Raw genomic sequence first — 23,938 nt, forward strand, 5'->3', positions numbered from 1 at the left:
GATGAAACTAAACTGGATATTTGCAGTTAAATATATGCTAGCTATTCTATTGGCTTGGTATATTTCTTCATATTTTGGTTTTGATAAGCCTTACTGGTCAATGATGACTGTCGCAATCATTGGCTACCCTGATCCATCATTAAGTTTGGCTAAAATGGCGGCACGCCTTGTAGGAAGTGTTATTGGTGTTATCGTAGTAACATTAATCGCTAACATTAGTCTCAGTGATCACTGGTTGTTTACCTCTTTGATTATTATTTGGTTGTCAGTTTGCTTATTTATGGCGTTAACTTCTCGCTATATGATGCCTTATATGTTTTCGCTATCAGGGTATACTTCTGCGATCATTGCCTTCGGTACATCAGTCTATCCATTGCCAATGACAATATTTAATTTGTCTCAAGAAAGGCTAATGGAGGTTATGATAGGCATCATTATTTACACATTTATTAGTTATGCCTTACCAAATAGGTCTAATGTGCCACAAACAGTTCTATTGAACAGGAAAATAAGTACGGATAGAAAAAATGTGTTATCAAGTGTATTCAAAGGAAATTATGATAATACAATGAAAAACCTATCTGTTATCATTGCAGATAGTATAGCCTATGATGAAGTGAGTAAATATGAAAGTCATTTTTTATCTTTTAAAAAGGCACACAGTAAGGCATTAAAATTACCAATATTGGTCACTATATCTATTATTGGTTTAGTCGATCGCGCATTTTTACGCTATGAAAAATATAATCAATTATTAAGCTTGAAGAAAGAGATTAGTCGTCCCTCTACCTTTCAGTCTTATGCATTTTTTGATTGGAAAGATGCTTTTTTAAATACGTTAAGACTAGTTGTAAGTTTAGTGATTAGTGTTATGTTCTGGCTTAATACTGGTTGGGAGTATGGTTATATTTTACCTGTATTAGTGAGTATTTCTTTTACCTTTGGGATTACTATTCCCAATGCTAATAAGCTTGCTTTTATTGTATTTATTGTTGCTCTGTTAGTGATCGCGTTTAGCTATGTATTGAAATTTTTCTTTTTAATACAGGCATCAAGTTTTATGCAAGCGGCCTTGATTATGATCCCTATCTTTATCCTTTTTGGTGTCTTGAAAACGGTAGGTAAGTTAGCATTTTTGATTTCACATATTATGTGTATTTCTTTAATATTTCTAATTAATTTTACTAATCCAATGAGTTTTGATTTTGTTTTTTTTGCTAATACTGCTATAGCGCTTATTTTTTCTATCATTATAGTGATTTTGATGTTGTATATCATACCATTGAGTAGTGCACAGCAGATAGAAACACGTAAAGTTAATTTTATTTTACAGAAAATAAATACATTACCGTTAAATGAGTTAGTTCTCATAAAAATTCGTAATACTTTGCTAATGAATGTAAATTCATTATATGAACATAAAAATATTAACCAGTTTTACGTGTTAATTGCATTGATTAGTTTATATGAATTATCAGAATCATATCAGGTAAGAGAACTGATGGTCAGCATTATTAATGCGGTATCAATAGGAGATGATAAAGATAATATATTGAAATCTCTTAATGGTACTGAAACAATTTATTCAGATTCTAATGTAAAGTATGCCAAAGATATTATTGGCTTTTTGTTATAATCATAAATATAAGAGGTGGTCATGTTTGAATTATTAACTGCAATAGGGATTGGGTTGGTGGTATTGTTACCATTATCAAACCCACTAACCACAGTTGCATTGTTTCTTGGTTTATCCGGTGGAATGACAATTGAGGCGCGTAAAAAAACCATAAAAATGACGCCTGTATATGTCTTTTTTATTATGTTGGTCTCATGGTATTCAGGACAAGCGATCATGAATACCTTTGGTGTGACTATTCCAGGTTTGAGGATTGCCGGTGGTTTTATTGTTGCCTACATTGGTTTTCGTATGTTGTTTCCTGTCGCCGAAAATAGTCGTCATGATGAAGGGGAAAAAACAGTAGATAATACATCGAGTGTTGCATTTGTTCCTTTAGCTATGCCAAGTACTGCTGGACCAGGTACTATAGCGATGATTATTAGTATGGCTTCATCCGTAATCACGAATGAAAGCGCTTATCCTCATTGGGTTATTATTGTTGCGCCACCGTTGGTATTTTTAATTTTTTCTGTGATTTTGTGGGCATGCCTAAAAAGTTCAAGTCTTATTATGAAGTTTTTTGGTAAAAGCGGCATTGATGCAATATCTAGGCTGATGGGATTTTTGCTAGTTTGTATGGGTGTACAATTTATCATCACCGGTATAGGAGAACTCACGCGTTCTGGTTTTTTTAGCTAGTTTTGAACAATGTTATCGTGAATTACTCTGATTTAATGTATAAATAACACCTGAAAGGTTATTACTTCTCAACTGAATAAGGTGTTACAGCGCTTTTCTTTTTCTGCGCCAGTCAGCAACGGCGATAAATTAATATCAAGTAATATTAATTATCTTTACCATCTTCATGTTGTTTTAGAATATATAAATAACATGTTAATTAAGTGTTATTACTTAATTTTTGAAATGTAGATACTAGTAAACTGCCATTTGTATGCAATGCAAAAAAGAATTACCTGTGTCTACGTAAATACTAAATTTAGTTGACTTTGTTCATCAAAAATTTATAAATTTCAGGTAGATATAGAGAAATACTGACAAATAAAAACGCTGCAATAAAATAGATGTTTATCGATTCCATCGTAATCGTTGTTGAAAGAGTCGCGATCGCTAAAATGCCTACAATGATACGACGACTATTTATAGACATCACATGCGTTAACTCACTAATAAATGATTCAATAAATCTAAACATAACAATTCCTTTTCATAGTTACGTGAGAAGTGTATATGATTTAAATATAATATTGAAGTTTTTATTAGTTATTTGTGCTATTAATTTTTAATGTGAGTTTAAAATGATTAAATTTAATCTTTTTGAGATAAAAAAAGCATTTAATAATTTAAAAAATTTATTGATTCTATAATTTATTTAAATTTAACAGATAAAACATTACATTGGTTAATTATTTTATGGCTTCAATTTATTGATATTATTGTCTTTTTATTTTGTGTTTTCTATTTTGTAAATTAATACAATAAACAAGAGTAAGTAAAGTATAAATATATATTAAGTATTAACACGTAGTGGTGTGAAAATATGTGAGTTAGCTCATAAATGAGCAATTAACTTAATATCTTTTACTTATTCTAATTATGAAAATGATTAACACTTATTAAGTTGGTAATAATACCTATTATATTCTAAATAGTTTTGGGGGAAATAGAGGATAAGTGAGTGAGTTACTAGAATATAGGACAAATTATGTGATTAGCACAAGTAGGCTTAGTCACTATAAGCCTAACCCCCTAAAACTTAATGTATGATGAGTATATTCTGATTGAGTGCTGTCAGAGGGTAGTTTACTCTAAAAGAAAATAGGAGAATACGATGTCAGCATATGATCCCATAGAACTACTCGGTAACTCTATCGCAGCAACGATAAAAATGGTTTATTCCCCGTTTGAATCGCTGTATCACAGTAGTATCATCGGCGACCTTAGTTATATTATGCTATTGCACTTTGCGAATTAATGACTCGCTTTTCAGCTAGTCTACTGTTTTCTTTGAGCTTCGGTAACTAGCTGATTTTATTTATGTTCAAATTTTTAATATAATGTTGTTCTATCACAGATGTTCCCCATTGGCTTCCTTCCTGTTCTTGAACTAACTTAAATCCAGCTTGTTGGTAAAGTCTAGCGGCAGTATTTAACCCTTTAAATGTCCAAAGCTCTATAGCTTTAAAAGATTGTGTTTGGCAAAAAGAGAGCGTTTTATCGAGTAATAATCGGCCTATTCCCATTCCTCTGCATTTTGGATCAAGAATGAACCAACGCAAATGAGCATGGCCACATGCCAAATCTTGCCCATCTACCGCAATAGAACCAACAATATGATTATTATGTATGGCGCTCCATATTTGGTTGCAGGGTTCACCAATTCGATTAATAAACTCACTGACATCCATTGCTATTTTTTTTTCAAAAAATTCACCAAAATTGGCATGTTCAAAGTAAAATTCTGCATGCATTTGGGTTATTTTACCGATTAATCCTGAACGATAGCCTTCATAAATATCAATGAATTGAGCGGTATCATTAGTTTGCTTTAGGCGATGTTGTTTGAGCGCATTCGCGTAAAGCGTGATCCCTTCAGCGACGGCTTGCTGTTGCTTAACTGCCAATTTTTCTAATGCGAATATAACTTGCTGTTGGCCAAAACGATGGATGCCATTAACTAAGTTTTTACCTTTGGCAGTGAGGGATAAATTTTTAAGTCGTCCATCTTCGATGTTTGTCGATTCAATTATTTCACCATTGCAGAGTAGCTTTTGAATTAGACGACTGATGGTTGATTTTTCTAAGATTAAGAGTTCAGCTAGCTGTGCTGGGGTAATGGTGGGATTTTGTTCTATTTCAAGCAGGACGTGAATCGCTGAGGGACTATAATTAGTCGCTGCGAGAGTTGAGCGCATAAAACCTAATTCACGTACCATCATTCTAGATGAAGAACGAATTTGCTCGGTTAAATCAATCTTATTATTCATTGTGCCTCCCAAAAGCAACTTGTTGTAAGCTACAAGCAGTTGCTTCTCTTCGTCAATCCGATTTTTAAATAAATAAGAAAAACAATGGGATGAAGTAATATTGAAGTAAAATAAGGAAATAAGGGATAATGTTGAATTGATTACATTATGAGTGACGCAGAGTGGGAAAGTATTCTTAATCCCAGTTTAGTAATAGATTCTAAATACCAATTGTCTATCAATCTTTATAAGTCGTGGAGTGGGCGGGGTGTTCATGGCAAAAATCATCCCAAATATTATTAAAGTTTTCGTTTGGGAATCTATTTTCTTCAGTATTAATTAAAGGAATAGAAACGACATTTCTACCATCCTGATGCATATAGGTTTTGACTAAAAATCGCCTGTAACTAAAGGATTTTTCATTTTTAAAGACTAGCACTTCACCGCAAACATAGCCCAACATACCGTGATCAAGCGTTTCCCTCACTGAGTAATAGTGAACATTTTTATATTCAGCTGTTTCAGGAAAGGGGAGAAAGTCTTCAACGGCCTTTTGTGATTTTTTTACGATATCAAGATCAGGTGTGTAGTTTGCCATCATACCTGCGACAAAAGAGCTGCTCGCAATCAGCGCAATAATTAAATATGAAAATATGTTCTTTTTCATGATATTACTCTTTTACCTGTTAAGTGATAGAAATAAATCATTATTGGACCGTCATAAAGTAGCATGGATAAAAGTATGGTTATATGGTCTAGAAATAACAAGAGTTAAATAAAAACAAACAATTACAATTTAAAATGAATTGTTATGTTGAGTTTATTTAAGCCTATTATTATCTACTAATTTTTATTTTTTATAAAAAGATTTTTATATTAATTTATCTCGCAAATGGAGAATTGTTAATTTTATTGTTTTATTTTTGTTGATTTTGCCACATTAATCGCTTTAGCTTGATGTAATGGAAAAATTTACATTATCTATGATAACTCAATTCCCACCCATAAAGAGTACAACAAGCAAGAAAGATTTCCAGCTAAACGATAACCTCTCTTCACACAGCGGAAATAGGTGTTTCTCAGCGTTGAATGCTCTTACGATAACTCGCTAAATAAAGTGATTAAGGCAACGCTGATTGTGTTACGCGTCTAACCAGAAGAAGGGTGATAAAATGTAGATGTATTGAGGCTTAGATGACCATTTTTTGTTTTGTAGTTGGTAAAAATAGAATAGAGAACAAAAATAACTATAATGGGGAAGTGATATGGGAACACTTATTTATTATCCTATTAGATCACTAATTCCTTATATAACGATAATATTATTCATATGAACAATATTAAAATAATTTGTCTTGCTATTTGTATTTCATTGATTTGGGGAAGCAGTTTTCCTATATCAAAAATGACTATTGAAAAAATAGGTGTTTGGCCTTTTCGTTTTTATGCAGCGTTAACATCAGTTGTAGTGCTAATATTGTTAGCGCTAATAGCTTTCAAGCGCAAGTTTCACTTCTATGGCTTGATTATGTGTATTCCATTGGGGTTTTTAAATGTTTTTTTAGTGACTCTTCTCAATAATATTGCCTTGGGATATACGGATTCAGCTAAAGCATCTGTGCTGATTTATACTATGCCAGCAATGACTACAGTGATTATGATGATTGCACATAAACGGATTACCTTGAATTCAATAGTAGTATCATTAAGTTGCTTAATTGGGGTATTTATTTTTACGTCCTTGGATCACTTTGGTTTGGGCGAGATGATTATACTGCTGAGTGCTTCTATGTGGGCCTTAGGGACGTTTTTAGCAGAAAAAATTCCGACTCAGTTAGATCTACTTTTTAAAGTGATGTATCAAAATATCGTCTCATTCTTTCTTATCTTATTGATTACACTATTTATTTCATCCAATTTGGATATATTTGATTATCAACAGGATCCTCTGCATTACATTAAGGATGTTTATTTTCCTATCTTATTTATAGGGATCGCTGGCGGTGTGATTGTTTTTGTACTGTGGTTCTACATGATAGAACAAGGGGGGGGGCTGAACTCTCTTCTTATGCGGTATTAGTCGCTCCGATAATTAGCGTTGGGTTATCTCATTATTTTCTAGATGAAGTAATTTCTTTCACTATGCTGATTGGAATGGTTCTGATCTTGTTGAGTATGCTGATTTCATTTATAGGAAAAACAAGATAAATAAGATACAAAAAGTTGAATCGATTCAGATTTGCATTTAGTTAATTAAAATTTAAAAGTAAGTATTTTATTTATTTGAAATTCTTTATAGTTAACTATTAGTTATAACTTTAATTTTATTTCAATAATTTATTGAAAATAATGTCTAATTTGATTTAATTTTGTTTTTTATCTGTGAGTATCATGGTGATTGTTTTAGTTTTAAATGGAATAATAATTAAATTGGCTAATGCTTTCCTATTTTATTTTGTGTTAAAAGGCTAATTTACCTTAACGTAATATGCTTTTGCTTTTTTTTGTTTTTATTTTTGTCTTTTTTGCTTTTTTTTGCTTTTTTTTGCTTTGCTTCGGGAACATATGATTATTATCACATTAAACTAACAATATCTAAATTAAAGTAAATGCCATGAGGTAAAATGGCATGAAAGCAGAAAGACATAAAAAAATAATCAGTTTTCTAAAAAATGCAGGCTCAGCAAAAGTTTCTGTTTTATCGAAAGAGCTTAATGTCACTAAAGAAACCATCAGAGCAGATTTAAATTCTTTGGCAAAAAAAGGAATTATTAGCCGTTGCCACGGTGGCGCATTCATTGAATTTGAGACCCTAGATAAAGTTGCCAAAAAAGAAATTATACAATTTCTAGAGTGCAATGAAAGCCTTAATGAAATAGTAAATAAGGATGATTTAGTGAACGGCAAAGTTTGTGTTTTAGGTTCGTTTAATGTTGATATGATTAGTTATTTACCTCGCCTTCCTGAGGCAGGTGAATCATTGTTATCAAATAAATTTATTTTTTCACCGGGTGGTAAAGGTTGTAACCAAGCTCTTGCTGCAAGTTACTCAGACTCTCAAGTACATTTTATTACTAAAATAGGTACAGACCAGTTTAGTGATTATGCAGTAAATTTTATTTCATCATCAAAAATAAAAAGCTCAACCATTTACCAAACAGAAAAATTTCAGACAGGTACGGCATCTATTTTTGTTTCAGAAAATAGTGGTGAAAATATTATCTCCATTTACCCTGGCTCGAATATGGATATTAGTGCTGATGAAGTCAAAATTCAGAAAGATAAAATTATTAACTCAAATATTATCCTATTACAACTCGAAACTAATATTGAAGCATTAAAAGAGATTATTGCGATAGGTAATGAATACAATATTCCGATTATTTTAAACCCAGCACCTTACAATGAAATCGCAATAGAACTACTTGAAAAGGTTGATATTTTAACACCAAATGAAACTGAAGCGAGCTTACTTTCGGGAATTAATGTGATTGATTTAGATTCCGCAAAACAAGCTGCTGAAGCTATCTATCACAAAGGGGTGAAAAAAGTCGTTATAACATTGGGAAGTAAAGGCTCTCTTGCCTATGATGGCAATAAGTTTATTTACTCACCAGCCTACACTGCGGTTGTTAAAAATACAGCAGGTGCAGGGGATGCATTTAATGGTGCTTTGGCTGCATCGCTAGCAAAAGGAAAACAATTCTCTTACGCATTGCGTTATGCCTCTGCATTTTCATCTCTTGCAGTTGAAACCAGTAATGCTTCAGAAATGCCTGAAGATATTAATGTGATGTATCGTATTAATCAAACAACCTACTCTCAGGTTGTGACTCAATCTCCTGAATAACGTCTATTCTGAAAGAGGAATAAAAATGAAAATTTTATTTATTGGTGAATCATGGCACATTCATATGATCCACACAAAAGGTTACGATAGCTTTACATCGAGTAAATATGAAGAAGGCGCAACATTTTTATTAAGTTGTTTAAAAAATAAAGGTGTTGAAGTTGATTATATGCCAGCACATGTTGTGCAAATGTCATTTCCAAAAACAGTCGAAGAACTCGAAAAATACGATGTTATTGTAATCAGTGATATTGGTGCAAATACTTTCTTACTGCAAAACGATACTTTCTATAATATGAAGGTGTTACCAAATTCACTGCAATTAATTAAACAATACGTTATTAATGGCGGTGGGTTATTGATGATTGGTGGTTATTTATCCTTTATGGGTATTGAAGCTAAAGCCAATTATAAAAATACCTTACTTGCTGATGTATTACCTGTCGAAATGCTTGATGGTGATGATCGTGTTGAAACACCTGAAGGCGTATTTGCGTCCGCAGTTAATACGACTCATGATTCAATTAAAGGGTTTGGTAACTGGCCAATCTTCTTAGGTTATAACAAAGTATTGGCGAAGAAAAATAGCCAAACCGTACTGAATATTGGTGAAGATCCATTATTAGTTTTTGGTGAATATGAAAAAGGTAAAACAGCCTGTTTTATGAGTGATTGCTCGCCACACTGGGGAAGTAAAGAATTTATGGCTTGGGAACATTACTCAGATATGTGGGTGAATATTCTAAAACAAATATCTAAGTAATGAGATATTCGTCATCTTTCAGGTTGCAGGGGTTTTCATTAAAACATAAGGGACGACGCGAGGCTTGCCGAGTCACATAGTTTATCTATGTTCTCCGCCTATCTTCGCTTGTCACCTACCTGCAACTCGAATTATTTAGAGTATAAATAGCAAAAAATAAAATAGTAAAAATAAAAAAATAAGTGTGGGGAGTTTTCCTGCACTTTGTTATCCGATTTATTCGATTACAAAAAATAATGACTCATATACTCGTCATTCTTCAAGTTGTAGGCTTTTCGTTAAGGTATGGTGATTGCACTCAATGGCACTAGTCACTGTGTTTTTTCTGTCCGTCGCACTTGAATGATTTAGAGTACAGTCAAAATTCCAAAAGGAATATTTTATGAGTACAAAAAATTATTCTACACCTTTACTGATGATAGCAACGGTTTTAGCCGGTATGTTATCGCCAATGCAATCAGCCGTTAATGGGCAACTAGGGGATGTATTAAAAGATGGTAATGCGAGTGCGGTAATTTCATTCGCGAGTGGCCTTGTTGTAATGTTCTTTATTATTATTGCTAAAAAGCAAACTCGTCAACAATTTGCAGCTATTCCGAGCTTAATTAAACAACGTAAAATACCTCTATGGAACTGGTTTGCAGGCCTGTGTGGCGCGATGGTTGTATTCTCTGAAGGTGCCTCTGCAAGTGCATTAGGTATTGCAACCTTCCAAACCGCTTTAATTTCAGCACTGTTGTTATCGGGTTTATTGTGTGACCGTTTTGGTATTGGTATCGATGAGAAAAAACCGTTTACTACATTCCGTGTGATGGGCGCTGTATTTGCCGTTGTCGCAACACTATTTGTAGTTTCACCACAATGGCATTCTACATCCGCAATCTATTTAGCTATCCTGCCATTCTTAGCGGGTTTATTAGCAGGGTGGCAGCCAGCAGGTAACTCTAAAGTTGCTGAAGCGACAGGTTCTATGATGGTTTCTATCACATGGAACTTTATTGTTGGTTTCACTGTATTAACTGTTGCGCTGATTATTCGTATGGCGTTAGGGCATATTACCCTTGAATTACCGGGTGTGTGGTGGATGTATTTAGGTGGCCCATTAGGCTTAATGTCGATTGCATTGATGGCAATTTTAGTTCGTGGGTTAGGCTTATTAATGTTAGGTGTCGCATCGACAGCAGGGCAGTTATTAGGCTCCGTATTGATTGACCTGTTATTACCATCTTTAGGAAATACCGTCTATCTAGTGACTATCATTGGTACATTATTTGCGCTGGTAGGGGCGATTATTACCACTATCCCTGAATTTAGAGAAGCAAAAGCTGCGAAAACAGCAGGAGTGTAAAAATGAAAGGTTATATTCAGACTGTCACAGGACCGGTTAAAAAAGAGGATATGGGGTTAACCCTCCCACATGAACACTTATTTAACGATTTATCAACGGTAGTCGATGAGCCTTATTATGATTTCTCACATGTCTTAGTCGATAAAAAAGTCAGTGCAGACATTCAGTGGGGACTTAAACACGATCCGTATTGCTGCTGCGACAATATGGATAAAAAACCGATTGAAGATGTGATTTATGAGGTAAATAACTTTAAAGAGCTCGGTGGTAAAACACTCGTGGATGCCACAGGCTCCGAAGCGATTGGTCGTGATGTACGTCAACTGCGTGAAGTTGCAATCAAAACAGGTATTAATGTGGTTGCTTCATCTGGGTTATATATCGAAAAATTTGAAGGTGAACGGTTAGTTAGTAATATCGATGTCATGGCCAAAATGATCGATGACGAGCTAAATATAGGTATTGATGGTACTGATATTTGCGCAGGTATGATAGGCGAAATTGGTGTTTCACCATTCTTCACTGAAGGTGAAAAAAATAGCCTCAGAGCGGCGTCGATTGCCCAGCTAGCCAATGATCATGTATCAATGAATATTCACATGCCTGGCTGGCAACGTCGTGGTGATGAAGTACTGGATATTTTAATCAAAGAAATGGGCGTTAATCCTGCTAAAATTTCGTTAGCACATTCAGATCCATCAGGAAAAGATCTGGATTATCAACGTCGTATGTTAGACAGAGGCGTATGGCTTGAATTCGATATGATTGGATTAGATATTTCTTTTCCTAAAGAAGGGGTTGCCCCTACTGTCACTGAAACTGTTGATGCCGTCTATAAATTGATTGAATTGGGGTATGGTAATCAAATCGTGTTAAGCCATGATGTTTTTCTAAAACAGATGTGGGCAAAAAATGGCGGTAATGGCTGGGGCTTTGTGCCCAATGTTTTTTTATCCCTTCTCGCGAAAAAAGGGGTTGATGAAGCCATTATAAGTCGCTTATGTATTGATAATCCGGCTAATTTGTTAGCCTAATCAAATTGTAACCCTTTGTTATTTTATGTTCGACTTTGCGGTAATAGTCTATGGCTATTACCGCGTTTTGTTTAAAAGAATGCAGCCATCGGCATCCAGTATAAAACTAAGCCAGATGTAACATAACTGACAAAAAACGATAACAACGTAGATGCAAATAGGATACACTCTCGCGCAATAAAATCAGAACAGATATGACGGAAAAACGTTGCGCCTGCACGCTCGATTTCAACAATTTGCCGCTTATCTTGCCCTTCTTGCTGTAGCAATGCTGTTTATTGCCCCATTGGTTTCAAAATCAATGATGCACATGACTGATTGTTCACTCACGGAGGGCATGACAGCCCATTCGATGGAGCATTCGCATCAGGATATGCTATTGCCTGAAGAATGCGCAACCAGCACACCTATGAATCACTTTTTAATGTCAGGGGTTGGATTATCGCCCATGGAAGACATTGTGTGTGGTTACTGTCAGTTATTGGTTCATTTTCCCTTTATCATTCTCTTTGTTGCCATTGCTATTCGCCTATTGGCAATATTGACCTCCTGTTTAGCCCTTGAACCTTGCGTTCGTTTATATCTGTTCCGGCCTTGGTTATTACGTTGTGCCCGCGCACCACCTATATTCGTCCTCCTTTAAGTTGTAGGGCTTTGTTAAGGTATGGTGTTTTTACTCAGCTCACTGAGTTACAGCATTTATCTATGCTTTCTACCTATCTTTGCTTATCGCCTATCTGCAACTCGCATTATTTAGAGTGTATGCACTTTTTATTAATTATTTAATTAATAGAAAGTAGCTAGGTTGCATTTGCCGTTTTGAGTGCACTAAGACGTTTTATATCTTGAATTTGGATAATCCATTCAGGCGGCATTGTTACGTCATAAAGAAAAGAATTAGGCACAACAATGAACAAAGAAAAGTTTGTAATTGCACCTGTTGCATTTTTAGTATCGACCGTTTTGGTTTCTTATAGCGCATGGGCGGAAGATAAAAATCAAAGTCTATTTTCTGACAGTTCAGTCATGATCGTTACTGCACCAGTGGACTCACCATTGACGATCAGTACATCACCTAAAACACCTAGGCAACCTGTTCCAGCAAGTGATGGCTCTGACTATTTGAAAACCATTCCCGGTTTTTCTCAGATCCGTAATGGTGGTACTAATGGTGATCCCGTTTTTCGCGGTATGTTCGGTTCTCGTTTACGTATTTTAACTAATGACAGCGAGATGCTAGGGGCTTGTCCATCACGGATGGATGCACCAACATCCTACATTTCACCTGAAAACTTCGATCTTCTTACCATGATCAAAGGGCCTCAGTCGGTATTATGGGGACCAGGTAACTCAGCTGGAACGATCCGTTTCGAACGTGAAAAACCGTTATTTGATAAAGCAGGCATTAAGGGCAATGCTAGTGTGTTAACCGCATCTAATCAGCGCTGGGATGCCAATGCTGATGTGAGTATGGGGAATGAAAAAGGTTATTTACGGTTGGTTGGTAATAAATCACGTTCTAATGATTATAAGGATGGTAATGGTAATAAAGTGCCATCAAAATGGGATAAGTGGAATGCTGACGTAGCGATTGGTTGGACTCCTGATGAGTATACTTTACTGGAGCTAACCGCAGGTAAAGGTGATGGAGAAGCACGTTATGCAGGAAGAGGGATGGATGGTTCTCAATTCAAACGAGAAAGTTTAGGTATGCGTTTTGAGAAAACTAATATTGGTACTGTACTCGATAAAGTAGAAGCCAACATTTATTACAACTATGCCGACCATATCATGGATAACTATTCATTGCGTGAAACCAGTGGAACAATGGGAAGTGGTTCTGGTCATATGATGGGAAGTGGTCACGGTATGATGAATATGCCAATGAAAATGCGTGTAGATCGTAAAACGGTTGGCGGTAGGGTGATGGGCACTTGGATGTGGACTGATTATGAACTACGGGCTGGTGCCGATATGCAAACTAATACCCATCGCAAAGAGAGTGATAATCGTTGGAACAAAGACGCACAATTCCAAGACTATGGCGTGTTTGGGGAGTTAACGTGGGAAGTTAACGACCATGATAAGGTCGTGACGGGGGCGCGAGCAGACAGAGTTTTGGTTGATAATGATACAAATATCGGCTCTTCGGGGCGTAATACAGTCATGCCTGCTGGATTTGTACGTTATGAACATGCTCTTTCTAATATGCCAGTAATGTTGTATGCGGGGGTTGGTTACACAGAGCGTTTTCCTGATTATTGGGAGTTGTTCTCGCCGACTTATGGGCCTGATGGAACAACCAATGTGTTTGATCATCTCAAAACAGAGAAAACGACTCAGCTTGATATTGGTGCTAAGTACAGTAATGAAAGCATAAATGCATGGGTTTCTGCTTATATTGGTCGTGTTGATGACTTTATTTTATTCCGTTATAACCCTCACAATGTACGTCAAAGCCAAGTTGAAAACGTCAACGCAATGATTATGGGCGGTGAAATGGGGGTAGCATATAAGTTAACGGACGAATGGAAAGCGGATGCTAGCCTTGCTTATTCATGGGGAGAAAATCGTAGCGATAGACAGCCATTGCCTCAAATGCCGCCGTTAGAGACACGTTTTGGTTTGTCGTGGGAAAAAAATGATTGGACGACAACAGGGTTGATGCGAGTAGTGAGTAGTCAACATCGAGTTGCGATTAATGATGGTAACGTCGTTGGTAAAGATTTCAGCAGCAGTGCAGGATTTACCATTTTTTCGGTTAATACAGCCTATCGAGTTAATGATCATATGAAATTAAGTGCGGGTGTGGATAACTTATTCGATAAGAATTATAGCGAGCACCTTAACTTAGCTGGTAATAGTGGGTTCGGTTATTCATCTAACCAACCAGTGAATGAACCAGGTAGGACATTCTGGGCGAAAATGAATGTAACTTTTTAAGTTATTATTGAGGGCTATTTTTCAAGCTGTTCTCGTTGTAAAAATCACCAGCCCCTAATATATCCCCCCATGATAGGGGGGATATAATCAGTTATTGGCCAATATTGCGTAGCGAATTACCTTTCATTAAGTTTTCTTCAATATGCTCTAAAGAAACATTTTTGGTTTCTGGTACAAAGTAGAGTGTGACTAAAATAAATACCGCATTGAGCGCCGCATATAGCCAAAATGTATGTGTATCACCGAGTGTCGATAACAGTGTTAAGAAAGTAGCACTCACTATCATGTTAGCAACCCAGTTTGAAGTGGTTGAGCAAGTAATACCAAAATCACGCCCTTTAAGTGGTTGTATCTCAGAACATAGAACCCACATGATAGGGCCTGCGCTGACAGCAAAGCCAATAATAAAAATAAGTAGGAATGCAATGCTAGCATACTGGATAAGTAAGGTATGAGCGTCGAAAGATAATAAATAAGCGAGTAGACCAATGCTTATTGCCATAACACTAAAGCCAAAGACTAATAATTTTTTACGACCGAAACGGTCAATAATTGAGATGGCAAGAAAAGTTGCAATCACATTGACCAATCCAACCAGTACCGTACCATACATTTGTTGAGTGGTAGTTTCAAAACCGGCTAATGAGAAGATTTTCGGGGCATAGTACATAATGACGTTGATGCCGGTTAGTTGTTGCATAAATTGCAAAGAGATCCCTAAAAATACACTACGGCGGAAATTACTGTTATTTTTGAATAAACCAAAACCAGATTGTTTGATTTTGAGGCTATTAAAAATATCGTCTAATTCTTGTATTGCTTCAGTTTCTGAATTTCTGAGTTTTAATAAGATAGTTTTTGCATCATCGGAACGGTTCTTACTGGCCAGCCAGCGTGGACTTTCAGGTAAAAAAGTGACGCCAATAAATAGCAGGACAGCAGGAATTGCAGTGATCCCTAACATCCAACGCCACGCATGATCATAGCTAAACCCAGTATCTGAAATGAATGCCAGTAAAATACCTATGGTGATCATTAACTGATACATAGATATCATTCCACCCCGGATCTTTTTGGGGGCTATTTCGGATAAATAGGCGGGTGTTGTAAAAGATGAGATACCAATTGCTAGACCTAATATCACGCGTGAGCCAATAAGAACCTCGGCATTTGGTGAAAATGCAGAGCCTAGCGCGCCAATAATAAATAGTATGGAACTAAGCAATAAACTTCTTTTACGTCCTCCCCAAGATGATAGCCAACCACTAATAATTGCTCCGGCAGCAGCGCCGAACATCATAGAACTAACAACGAGTTCTTGCTGAGTCGCGGAAATATCAAACTGCTTACTAATAAAAGGAAGTGCCCCTGAGATAACACCAGTATCTAAGCCAAAAAAGAGACCCGCTAGTGCTGCGAGTAAACCGACGAAGATAACCATTAGATTGGTTGATTGGTTTTTTTCTACCATTAGCATTAATCCTTGATAGTAATATTAGAAAATCTACCTAGCTATTTATACGTAATTCATATAACTCAAATTCATGCTAGCGCGATCTTCATTTGCTTTCAATGCGAAATAAATCAGGAGGGATAGGATAATGGAGGGTAATTTTTACACTTTATATGATACAGGTTTTTATTTAATCCATATTTGAGTATCAAAATTAAATTTTATTTATGAGAATTAGAAAATAAGACATTTTTTCTAGAGAAAACTTAAGAATATTGATTTTAGGCAAAGAAAAACTAACTAAAAAAATAGTCAGTTTTTCTTCTGAGAGGCTAAATAATAACAGGAATGCAGTAATTGAGCTCTTTAAGATAAAGTCTAGAATTTTCAACAAACTGTTCGTAACTTGGTTTTGATTTCAAAACATAATTTTCGATATCAGAACCTTCACCTCGGACAATATCCATGCTTGCAAGTACTTTTCCATATACGGTATAAATTATATCGTTATAGTCGATACCATGAAGTTCATCGCAGGTAAATTTTATTTGTAAATAGTCACCTGCTGGCAACGTCATAATTTTGGGATTAGGCGGAACGGGGTCGATATCTCGCTCATCAAGTGCGGTGGTATAGCAAAATTGGCCTTCTTGAGCATCTACCGAATCAACACCATTGATTGCATATAGATTTGTCGTGACATATTGGATCTCGGTGAGAAAATCGCGCCAATAATGACGACGCAGTTCTTCTGTTTTGAAATTCCACTCATTAATACCTTGAGTATAGCGATGTTGCTTACCTATTAGCTTAATAGGCTCTAATTTAATAAGGCTAACCTCAACGCTGAACTCTTTGCTTTCTCTAAGTGGTAAACAAAACCCTTCTATTTTCCAGCCAGTGCGTTTGCGATATTCAGATGGTGTTACATTAAATTGTTTTTTAAAAGCACGGCAAAATGTTTGCTGCGAATCAAAACGATAGCGTAGAGAAATATCCATTATGCTGTCATTGGTGAGCCTAAGCGCAACCGCAGAACAAGACAAGCGTCTAGCTCGAATATAAGAGCCAAGAGCAAGGCCTGTTTGATTTTTAAACAGACGCTGAAAATGCCATTTGGTATATCCGGATTTTTCGGCAACAGTATCTAAAGATAGGCGAGACTCTAAGTTTTTCTCGATCCAGAGAATGATTTCCCTGATAACACTTTCTTGAAGCATAGTTACCCTTTTAAATCGGCTTGGTCCAAGGTGTAGAACAAAGAAGTGATACGTTTTGGACTTATTACTAGATAAAAGCACATTTCAGTCGGTTGCAGAATAGCATACCGACTGATAGTTTTTTAAAATTGTTGTGAAGTTAAGTAAGTTTTATCATCACAGATAATCTTAACTCAAATATCTGGCCTAATTTAAAGGATATAATCATAAATTGATAGGCTTTATATTCCAAATTTGTGTCGCATATTCTTTAATCGTCCTATCTGAAGAAAAGAAACCCATATTACAAATATTTTGGGTAACTTTAGATTGCCATGCGAGTGGGTCTTGATAGAGCTTATTAACCTGTTCTTGGGTATTAATATAGCTTCGATAATCTGCAAACAATAAGTACTGATCACCACCATCTAATAAGCTATTGGTCAGATCATGATAAAAGTTAGGAGCATCAGGTTTAAAATAACCATGGTTTATCTGATCTATCACCTGCTTTAGCTCAGCATCATTGTCATAATACCAACGTGGATAATAGTAGTTTTGCTTGATCTGCTTTACTTCTTCAATGGTATGGCCAAATATAAAGATATTTTCATGACCTACGTGTTCGCGTATTTCAACATTCGCGCCATCTAATGTTCCGATCGTGAGGGCTCCATTGAGAGCAAATTTCATGTTACCAGTGCCTGACGCTTCTGTACCTGCAAGTGAAATTTGTTCCGAAAGGTCGGTTGCGGGGATGATTTTTTGTGCCAAACTTACACCGTAATCGGGAATAAATACGATTTTAAGGCGATCACCTATACGCTCATCATTATTGATGACTTTTGCAACATCATTGATCAAGTGGATTATTTTTTTCGCTGCACTGTATGAAGAAGCCGCTTTACCTGAAAAAATAACGACTCGCGGTACCCAATTTTTGCTGGGGTTAGCTAGAATTCGGTTATAGTGAGTAATCACATGCATTAAATTCAATAGTTGTCGCTTGTATTCGTGTATACGTTTAATTTGTACATCAAATAAAGCTTCAGGGTTAATGACAATTCCTTGCGTCTGTGCAATAAAAATCGCGAGTTTTTGTTTGTTGCGCAGTTTTACTTGTCGTAACTTGTCTAAAAATTGCGGGTAATCAGCCCATTGTTTTAGCTCATCTAACAGCGGAAGGTCTGTCAGCCATTGTTGCCCTATATTTTCTTCTATCATTTCAGTGAGTTCAGGGTTAGCAACGGCTAGCCAACGTCTTGGGGTAACGCCATTCGTAATATTGCAGAATTTATTGGGAAAAATGAGTGCAAAATCGGCAAATAAAGCATCGACCATTAGCTGACTATGTAGTTTGGAAACACCATTTACTTTATGGCACACGATCGCTGCGAGCCAAGCCATTCGTACCTGTTGGCCATAATCTTCATTAATGATTGATACTCGGCGAGGGAGTTCATAGTCATGAGGAAACTGCTGAATAACTTGCTGTAAAAAATCATCATTGATTTGATAAATGATTTGTAAATGACGTGGTAAAATTTTACGGATCATTTCTACCGGCCACGTTTCCAACGCTTCGCTCATTAATGTGTGATTGGTGTATGAAAAGATTTTATTGGCGAGAGAAAAGGCATCCTGCCAACTAACCTGATGTTTATCAATTAAAATACGGATCAATTCGGGGATTGCTAAAACAGGGTGGGTATCGTTTAAATGGATTGATACTTTATCGGCTAAGTTATCCCATGTTTCATAAACCAGCCAATGTCGATAGAGAATGTCTTGTACAGAGGCAGAAACAAGGAAATATTCTTGTTTGAGGCGTAATTCTTTTCCTGAATAGGTTGAGTCATTAGGGTACAGAACTCGTGAGACGTTTTCAGACTCATTTTTTTTCTTAACGGCGGAGTAATACTCCCCATCATTGAAAATTTGTAGATCAAATTCGTCACTGGCTTTAGCACTCCACAATCGTAATGTGTTTGTTGCTTCGGTTTTATAGCCAGGAATAATTTGATCGTAAGCGACAGCAATAATATCGTTAGTTTTTATCCATTGCTGGCACCCATCCTCTTCAATAACATGACCTTCAAATTGTATTTGATAACGGCTTTCTGTACGTGGAAACTCCCAAGGATTACCATGTGCTAGCCAGTCATCAGGACATTCGATTTGTTGACCGTTACGTATGGTTTGTCGGAACATGCCATATTCGTAGCGTATACCATAACCACAGCCAGGTAGGTTCATGGTTGCTAGAGAATCTAAAAAACACGCAGCAAGTCGGCCTAGGCCACCATTGCCGAGGCCGGGATCTGTTTCTTGCTCTAATAATTGTTCAAAATCAAAACCAAGTTCAGTGACTACTGTGACTAAATCATCATACATATTCATTGAAATCAATGTATTGGATAATGAACGACCCAGTAAAAACTCCATTGATAAATAATAAACTTGCTTGAGTTGTTGTGAATATTCAGCACGGTTAGTGGTCATCCATCGGTCAACGATCCGATCACGTGCGGCTAATAAGATAGCTTCTAACCACTCGCGCTGTGTTGCAATATAGGGTTCTTTGCCAATCACAAACTTGAGTTTATAGATGATGGAGTTTTTGAGTGCTTCATGGGTGACTAATGGTGAATTACATTCATAAACAAAATGAGAGTTCATGATTTCATTCCTTATTTTTATTTATGTTCTCTAACATATCTTTTGTGACCAGAACGATCCCCTGTTCTGTTCGATAGAAACGCTGGCTATCTTCTTCTGGGTTTTCTCCGATAACAGTATTTTCAGGAATGTTACAACCTCTATCGATAATACAGCGGTGTAGGCGTGATGAACGACCAACATTAACACCGGGTAATAAAATAGAAGACTCAATATTACAAAATGAGTTCACTCTAACTCGTGGAAATAGGACTGAACGCATCACAATTGAACCAGAAATAATACAACCACCTGCAACTAATGAATTCATGGTCATTCCGTGGCTTCCCGAACGGTCTTGAACAAATTTTGCAGGGGGTAATGGCTCCATATAAGTGCGTATAGGCCAATTACGATCATACATATCTAATTCAGGCGTTACAGAAGCCAGATCCAGCGTCGCCGACCAGTAGGCTTCAAGCGTTCCAACATCTCGCCAGTAAGGAGGGATCTCTGTATTGCTTGTCACACAGGAGTATTCAAAAGGATGTGCTAATGCTTCACCACGAGCCACTATTCGAGGAATAATATCTTTGCCAAAATCATTACTGGATTCAGGACAGATATTGTCATCCTCTAACATTTTATAGAGGTAATCACTGTTAAAAATATAGATCCCCATACTAGCTAAGCAATGATTAGGATCTTCTTTTAAAATTGGGGGATGCTCAGGTTTTTCATGAAATTGAGTAACCCAGCGATTATCATCAATTTCCATCACGCCAAATTGGTGAGCTTCTTCTTGTTTTACTTTAATACAAGCAACCGTAAATTTTGCATCGTTGGTAACGTGATCAAGGAGCATGCGTGAATAATCCATTTTATAGATGTGATCGCCTGCAAGAATGACAATGTACTCTGCGTTATAATTACGAATAATATCCATATTTTGGTAAACGGCATCTGCGGTACCTTTATACCAATGGTCGGTCACTTCGCGTTGTTGCGCGGGAAGTAAATCAACAAACTCATTCATTTCTTCATTAAAAAATGACCATCCTCTTTGTATATGTTGAACTAAAGAGTGAGATTGATATTGTGTAATAACGCCTATACGTCTGATCCCTGAATTCAGGCAATTTGATAATGCAAAATCGATAATACGAAATTTACCGCCAAAATGAACAGCGGGTTTAGCACGTTTTAGTGTCAAATCTTTAAGGCGTGTACCTCGGCCCCCTGCTAATATTAAAGCAACGGCTTTTTGAGGCAAGTGACGCGCGAGCATCATCATACTATTCATATCATTATGAGACATACCTTAGAACTCTCCAAAATAAACAACGGTTATTCAAAGATCCCCAGTTGGTGTATATACTCGTGATATTGCAAGTTACGGTGTATCGCACTAGCGTATGAAGATTATACCCACTCGCATTAGTGACATATTTTGTTAGCGAGCCTGACATTTATCGCCTAGCCGTATCTTGGGTTATTTAGAGTATCTTATTAAAATTTCAGGTTTTTCTTTTAATGAGAGTAACTATGTTATTTAAAAATCTTGATTTGTAGATGTTACTTTTACCTGAAATATTCAATCATCGTAAATTCTTAATACAATCATTTAACGATGTTTTTTAATCTAATAATGATAATTATTTTTTATGTTTTATAATTATTATCCCTAATAATATACTAGACTTCAGAAATTAAAATATGACATTAAATGTTTTTTTATTAAGAAAAATAATAGTCAGAAATCAATAGACATAAAATGTCATGATTTTTAACAATAAAAATTATTTTATTTGCGGATAATATAGAAATAATCTTATAGTCACCTGTGAAAATAGTATTAGAATTAGATTATAAAAAATAATAAAGCCTATTAAATTAGTTAGTTAATGTCATAAAAAGAGGTTCTTTGTTCGAGTAATCCTAAGTTAGGATACATTTTTTTTGTGATTAATGTCACTATATGAAATTAGGTAGTAAAAAAAATAATATTTTTATTTTCATTTTAATTCAATATGTTAAGGTTTTTTGTTGGTTTTTGATCTTTTTTAGATGTTCTGTATATGATTGTTTTTTTAACACTGTTTTTTAATTTAAATCAATTAAATTATGGAGCCAGAATGTTAATTTACGCATCGATAAAACTAACTTCACTTTGATTATATTTTTAGGAGTTTATTATGCACAAAGATAATATTGCAAAAATGCTTGGTATTAGAATTCGCCAGCAAAGAGAGAGCCATAAAATGTCGCTGAAACAAACAGCGAGATTGATCGGTGTATCAGAGGATGAGATGAATCGTTTCGAAAGTGGTGAAAGCTGTATTGATGTTGATTCTTTATTTCAATTCGCATGTTTATTTAACTTGGAACCAACCACATTTTTGTATGGTGTTGTTAACGTTAACCTCGGAACACGTTGTACCATTCACTAAAAGGTGATTAAAAACAAGGAAGAACAACAATTATCTAGTCAGTAGCATTAACAAAAGAATTAAAACAAACATAGCGAGATACTATGAGCAATTTAATCGGACCGGAAGAAATTGCAGGGTTACTCTATTTGTAACTTGCTTCTTCCGGGCTTGATTGGAAATAGGTAATTTTAGTTAAGTAATAACACGTGAAATTGTAAAGCTTAGTTTTTATTAAAAATAGTCATCGAAGTTATAATTAACAAGATTATTGATTAGCCTTGGTTAATATTGGTTAATATTGGTTAATTTACACGGATTAAATGAATTGGTTAATTGTAAGGTGAGTTAAAATTGACTCAGTCATTGTATTTACGTGTATTAACTGTGAAGTTATCACTATTTTATTTGCTTTATGTAAGTTTAATATAAAATGGTCAAGTTGCTTTATAATAAGAGAATTTTCATCGGCTATTAAGTTTTGATTATTGGAAATTAGAAAACTCTCAAACTGAAGATCATGTTGACCTTGTATTAAAGATAATTGATCAGATGTATTACCTGTATTAAAGAACAATTCTAATGAAACGAGAAAACCAGTTTTATTTTTTAGGTGAATGATTAGTACATCTCCATCTTCAATAAATGAAAACGGTCGAGAATATTGAACAGATAGCGACTCAAATTGAAATTTAGGGAGTATCGAGAGAAGTAATGATATTTTTCCAGAAATTAAGAAACGTAATTTATCATGGGATAGATAATCATCTTTATTGATTTGTCGGTGAGCAGATAATCTCAATAAACCAGTATTAAGGGTATTCTTATTGGATAATAGTGATTTTATTTCATCGTATTGCGGAGAAAAATAGAGCGCATTATCGAGGCAGATGTTCACATCATTATAATGCGCTAATTTAAGCAGCTCATTAAGTTCATTAGTTCCATAATTTGGAACGTTACTGACTAAAATATGTTTGCCTTCATCAACGGCTGCTCGAATAATAAATTTGAGTAATTCATCGCTATATATCGATGTGACAATAATGGTATTTACCGCATCATCTTCAATAAGCTGTTCTATCTTTCTTTTTTGACGTACAAAATAGCTGGCTGAGTGGGTTGGAAAATCAAGGCTACAAACTGATTTGAGCTCACAATGATGCTGGCTGTGTAGTATCGCTTCTGTATACCATGAGTTATGGGTGGAACTACCGATTAAACCTATACCTGCTTTATTGAGTGAAATAAGGTTATGTTGCTCTTCAAGTAAGCGCAAGTGACCAAATAAATAGAGGAAATGTGCATTCATTGTTGACGCTCCACACCAAATTTTTGGTTATATACTCGTCATACTTTAAGTTACAGCGCTTTGTCTCAAGTTATAGTGACTATATTCATATTCGTCATCGAGCCTCTATATTTTTAGCAATTTGTTCACTGGTTACTTAGCTGCACTTAGTATGATTTTGAGTATAGGAATATTTACATTATCTCAACATAACAGCGTGAAATAATAATTTCATTAATAATCTTATTGAAATTACTATTTTCTGACTGGCTTCACAATTTTAATATTACGAGTACGACTGATAAAATTAGATGATGTAGTGAAGGGATTATTGGATAGGGCAATGCCACTCGGAGGTGTTTGTAGAC

The 23,938-nt window shown here is 35.6% G+C and carries 21 protein-coding genes; 12 read left to right on the top strand and 9 right to left on the bottom strand.

Going from position 1 to position 23,938, the window contains the following annotated elements:
• The first annotated feature begins 1 nt into the window (after position 1).
• Both M1E96_RS05550 and M1E96_RS05555 read left to right on the top strand, forming a co-directional pair.
• Positions 2-1,636 carry an FUSC family protein gene (locus M1E96_RS05550; RefSeq protein WP_272580182.1) on the top strand — a complete coding sequence of 545 codons (1,635 nt, stop codon included), beginning with the start codon at positions 2-4 and terminating at the stop codon, positions 1,634-1,636.
• 21 nt (positions 1,637-1,657) lie between these two features.
• On the top strand, positions 1,658-2,317 hold the full coding sequence (locus M1E96_RS05555) for a MarC family NAAT transporter (RefSeq protein ID WP_140181680.1): 660 nt from the start codon (positions 1,658-1,660) through the stop codon (positions 2,315-2,317).
• 298 nt (positions 2,318-2,615) lie between these two features.
• Here M1E96_RS05555 and M1E96_RS05560 read toward each other — a convergent pair whose 3' ends face one another.
• A complete protein-coding gene (locus M1E96_RS05560) occupies positions 2,616-2,831 on the bottom strand; it encodes a hypothetical protein (RefSeq protein ID WP_272580181.1) in 216 nt (71 codons plus the stop codon).
• Positions 2,832-3,467: 636 nt separating this feature from the next.
• On the opposite strand from M1E96_RS05560, the gene M1E96_RS05565 reads away from it, so the two are divergent.
• The gene (locus M1E96_RS05565; protein ID WP_369427411.1) at positions 3,468-3,611 is read left to right on the top strand and encodes a hypothetical protein; all 144 of its coding nucleotides are present in this window, start codon (positions 3,468-3,470) and stop codon (positions 3,609-3,611) included.
• Positions 3,612-3,657: 46 nt separating this feature from the next.
• Here the strand turns inward: M1E96_RS05565 and M1E96_RS05570 are convergent, their stop codons facing one another.
• Positions 3,658-4,623 carry a helix-turn-helix domain-containing GNAT family N-acetyltransferase gene (locus M1E96_RS05570; RefSeq protein ID WP_337979842.1) on the bottom strand — a complete coding sequence of 322 codons (966 nt, stop codon included), beginning with the start codon at positions 4,621-4,623 and terminating at the stop codon, positions 3,658-3,660.
• Positions 4,624-4,840: 217 nt separating this feature from the next.
• Positions 4,841-5,269 carry a hypothetical protein gene (locus M1E96_RS05575; RefSeq protein ID WP_070925123.1) on the bottom strand — a complete coding sequence of 143 codons (429 nt, stop codon included), beginning with the start codon at positions 5,267-5,269 and terminating at the stop codon, positions 4,841-4,843.
• 663 nt (positions 5,270-5,932) lie between these two features.
• Here M1E96_RS05575 and M1E96_RS05580 point away from each other — a divergent pair.
• The 6 genes from M1E96_RS05580 (at position 5,933) to M1E96_RS05605 (ending at position 11,597) form a co-directional block, all read left to right on the top strand.
• A complete protein-coding gene (locus M1E96_RS05580) occupies positions 5,933-6,682 on the top strand; it encodes a DMT family transporter (protein ID WP_369427412.1) in 750 nt (249 codons plus the stop codon).
• Complete coding sequence (locus tag M1E96_RS05585) at positions 6,625-6,810, top strand: EamA family transporter (RefSeq protein ID WP_369427413.1); 186 nt, start codon at positions 6,625-6,627, stop codon at positions 6,808-6,810. The genes M1E96_RS05580 and M1E96_RS05585 overlap by 58 nt, the downstream gene beginning before the upstream one ends.
• A gap of 421 nt (positions 6,811-7,231) precedes the next feature.
• The gene (locus tag M1E96_RS05590; RefSeq protein WP_140181677.1) at positions 7,232-8,452 is read left to right on the top strand and encodes a PfkB family carbohydrate kinase; all 1,221 of its coding nucleotides are present in this window, start codon (positions 7,232-7,234) and stop codon (positions 8,450-8,452) included.
• 25 nt (positions 8,453-8,477) lie between these two features.
• Entirely contained in the window at positions 8,478-9,215 is a 738-nt protein-coding gene (locus M1E96_RS05595; protein ID WP_349489809.1) for a glutamine amidotransferase, read from the top strand.
• Between the two features lie 382 nt (positions 9,216-9,597).
• Positions 9,598-10,563 carry a DMT family transporter gene (locus M1E96_RS05600; RefSeq protein WP_070925119.1) on the top strand — a complete coding sequence of 322 codons (966 nt, stop codon included), beginning with the start codon at positions 9,598-9,600 and terminating at the stop codon, positions 10,561-10,563.
• Positions 10,564-10,565: 2 nt separating this feature from the next.
• Positions 10,566-11,597: a phosphotriesterase gene (locus M1E96_RS05605; protein WP_070925118.1), complete on the top strand. Its 1,032-nt coding sequence runs from the start codon at positions 10,566-10,568 to the stop codon at positions 11,595-11,597.
• 71 nt (positions 11,598-11,668) lie between these two features.
• Here M1E96_RS05605 and M1E96_RS05610 read toward each other — a convergent pair whose 3' ends face one another.
• Positions 11,669-11,866 carry a hypothetical protein gene (locus M1E96_RS05610; RefSeq protein WP_070925117.1) on the bottom strand — a complete coding sequence of 66 codons (198 nt, stop codon included), beginning with the start codon at positions 11,864-11,866 and terminating at the stop codon, positions 11,669-11,671.
• Positions 11,867-11,898: 32 nt separating this feature from the next.
• Between M1E96_RS05610 and M1E96_RS05615 the strand changes: the two genes are divergently transcribed.
• Together M1E96_RS05615 and M1E96_RS05620 are read left to right on the top strand one after the other, a co-directional pair.
• A complete protein-coding gene (locus M1E96_RS05615) occupies positions 11,899-12,240 on the top strand; it encodes a DUF2946 domain-containing protein (protein ID WP_337979843.1) in 342 nt (113 codons plus the stop codon).
• A 266-nt stretch (positions 12,241-12,506) separates the two neighbouring features.
• The gene (locus M1E96_RS05620; protein WP_319066275.1) at positions 12,507-14,540 is read left to right on the top strand and encodes a TonB-dependent copper receptor; all 2,034 of its coding nucleotides are present in this window, start codon (positions 12,507-12,509) and stop codon (positions 14,538-14,540) included.
• Between the two features lie 91 nt (positions 14,541-14,631).
• Here the strand turns inward: M1E96_RS05620 and M1E96_RS05625 are convergent, their stop codons facing one another.
• From M1E96_RS05625 to glgC, 4 genes are all read right to left on the bottom strand, one after another.
• On the bottom strand, positions 14,632-16,011 hold the full coding sequence (locus M1E96_RS05625; RefSeq protein WP_349489810.1) for a sugar porter family MFS transporter: 1,380 nt from the start codon (positions 16,009-16,011) through the stop codon (positions 14,632-14,634).
• A gap of 314 nt (positions 16,012-16,325) precedes the next feature.
• Positions 16,326-17,213, bottom strand: coding sequence for a helix-turn-helix domain-containing protein (locus M1E96_RS05630; protein ID WP_319066273.1), 888 nt, complete (start codon positions 17,211-17,213; stop codon positions 16,326-16,328).
• Positions 17,214-17,417: 204 nt separating this feature from the next.
• Positions 17,418-19,871 carry a glycogen/starch/alpha-glucan family phosphorylase gene (glgP, locus tag M1E96_RS05635; RefSeq protein WP_272580177.1) on the bottom strand — a complete coding sequence of 818 codons (2,454 nt, stop codon included), beginning with the start codon at positions 19,869-19,871 and terminating at the stop codon, positions 17,418-17,420.
• Positions 19,872-19,875: 4 nt separating this feature from the next.
• The gene (glgC, locus tag M1E96_RS05640; protein ID WP_272580176.1) at positions 19,876-21,168 is read right to left on the bottom strand and encodes a glucose-1-phosphate adenylyltransferase; all 1,293 of its coding nucleotides are present in this window, start codon (positions 21,166-21,168) and stop codon (positions 19,876-19,878) included.
• Between the two features lie 877 nt (positions 21,169-22,045).
• On the opposite strand from glgC, the gene M1E96_RS05645 reads away from it, so the two are divergent.
• Positions 22,046-22,300 (top strand): helix-turn-helix domain-containing protein, encoded by a 255-nt coding sequence (locus tag M1E96_RS05645; protein ID WP_070925112.1) that lies wholly within the window; start codon positions 22,046-22,048, stop codon positions 22,298-22,300.
• A gap of 298 nt (positions 22,301-22,598) precedes the next feature.
• On the opposite strand, the gene M1E96_RS05650 is transcribed toward M1E96_RS05645, so the two are convergent.
• Positions 22,599-23,591, bottom strand: a complete 993-nt coding sequence (locus M1E96_RS05650; RefSeq protein WP_319066271.1) for a hypothetical protein — start codon at positions 23,589-23,591, stop codon at positions 22,599-22,601.
• Positions 23,592-23,938: the final 347 nt, after the last annotated feature.

Source organism: Providencia sp. PROV236, assembly GCF_033676985.1.
GTDB classification, from domain to species: Bacteria; Pseudomonadota; Gammaproteobacteria; order Enterobacterales; family Enterobacteriaceae; genus Providencia; species Providencia manganoxydans.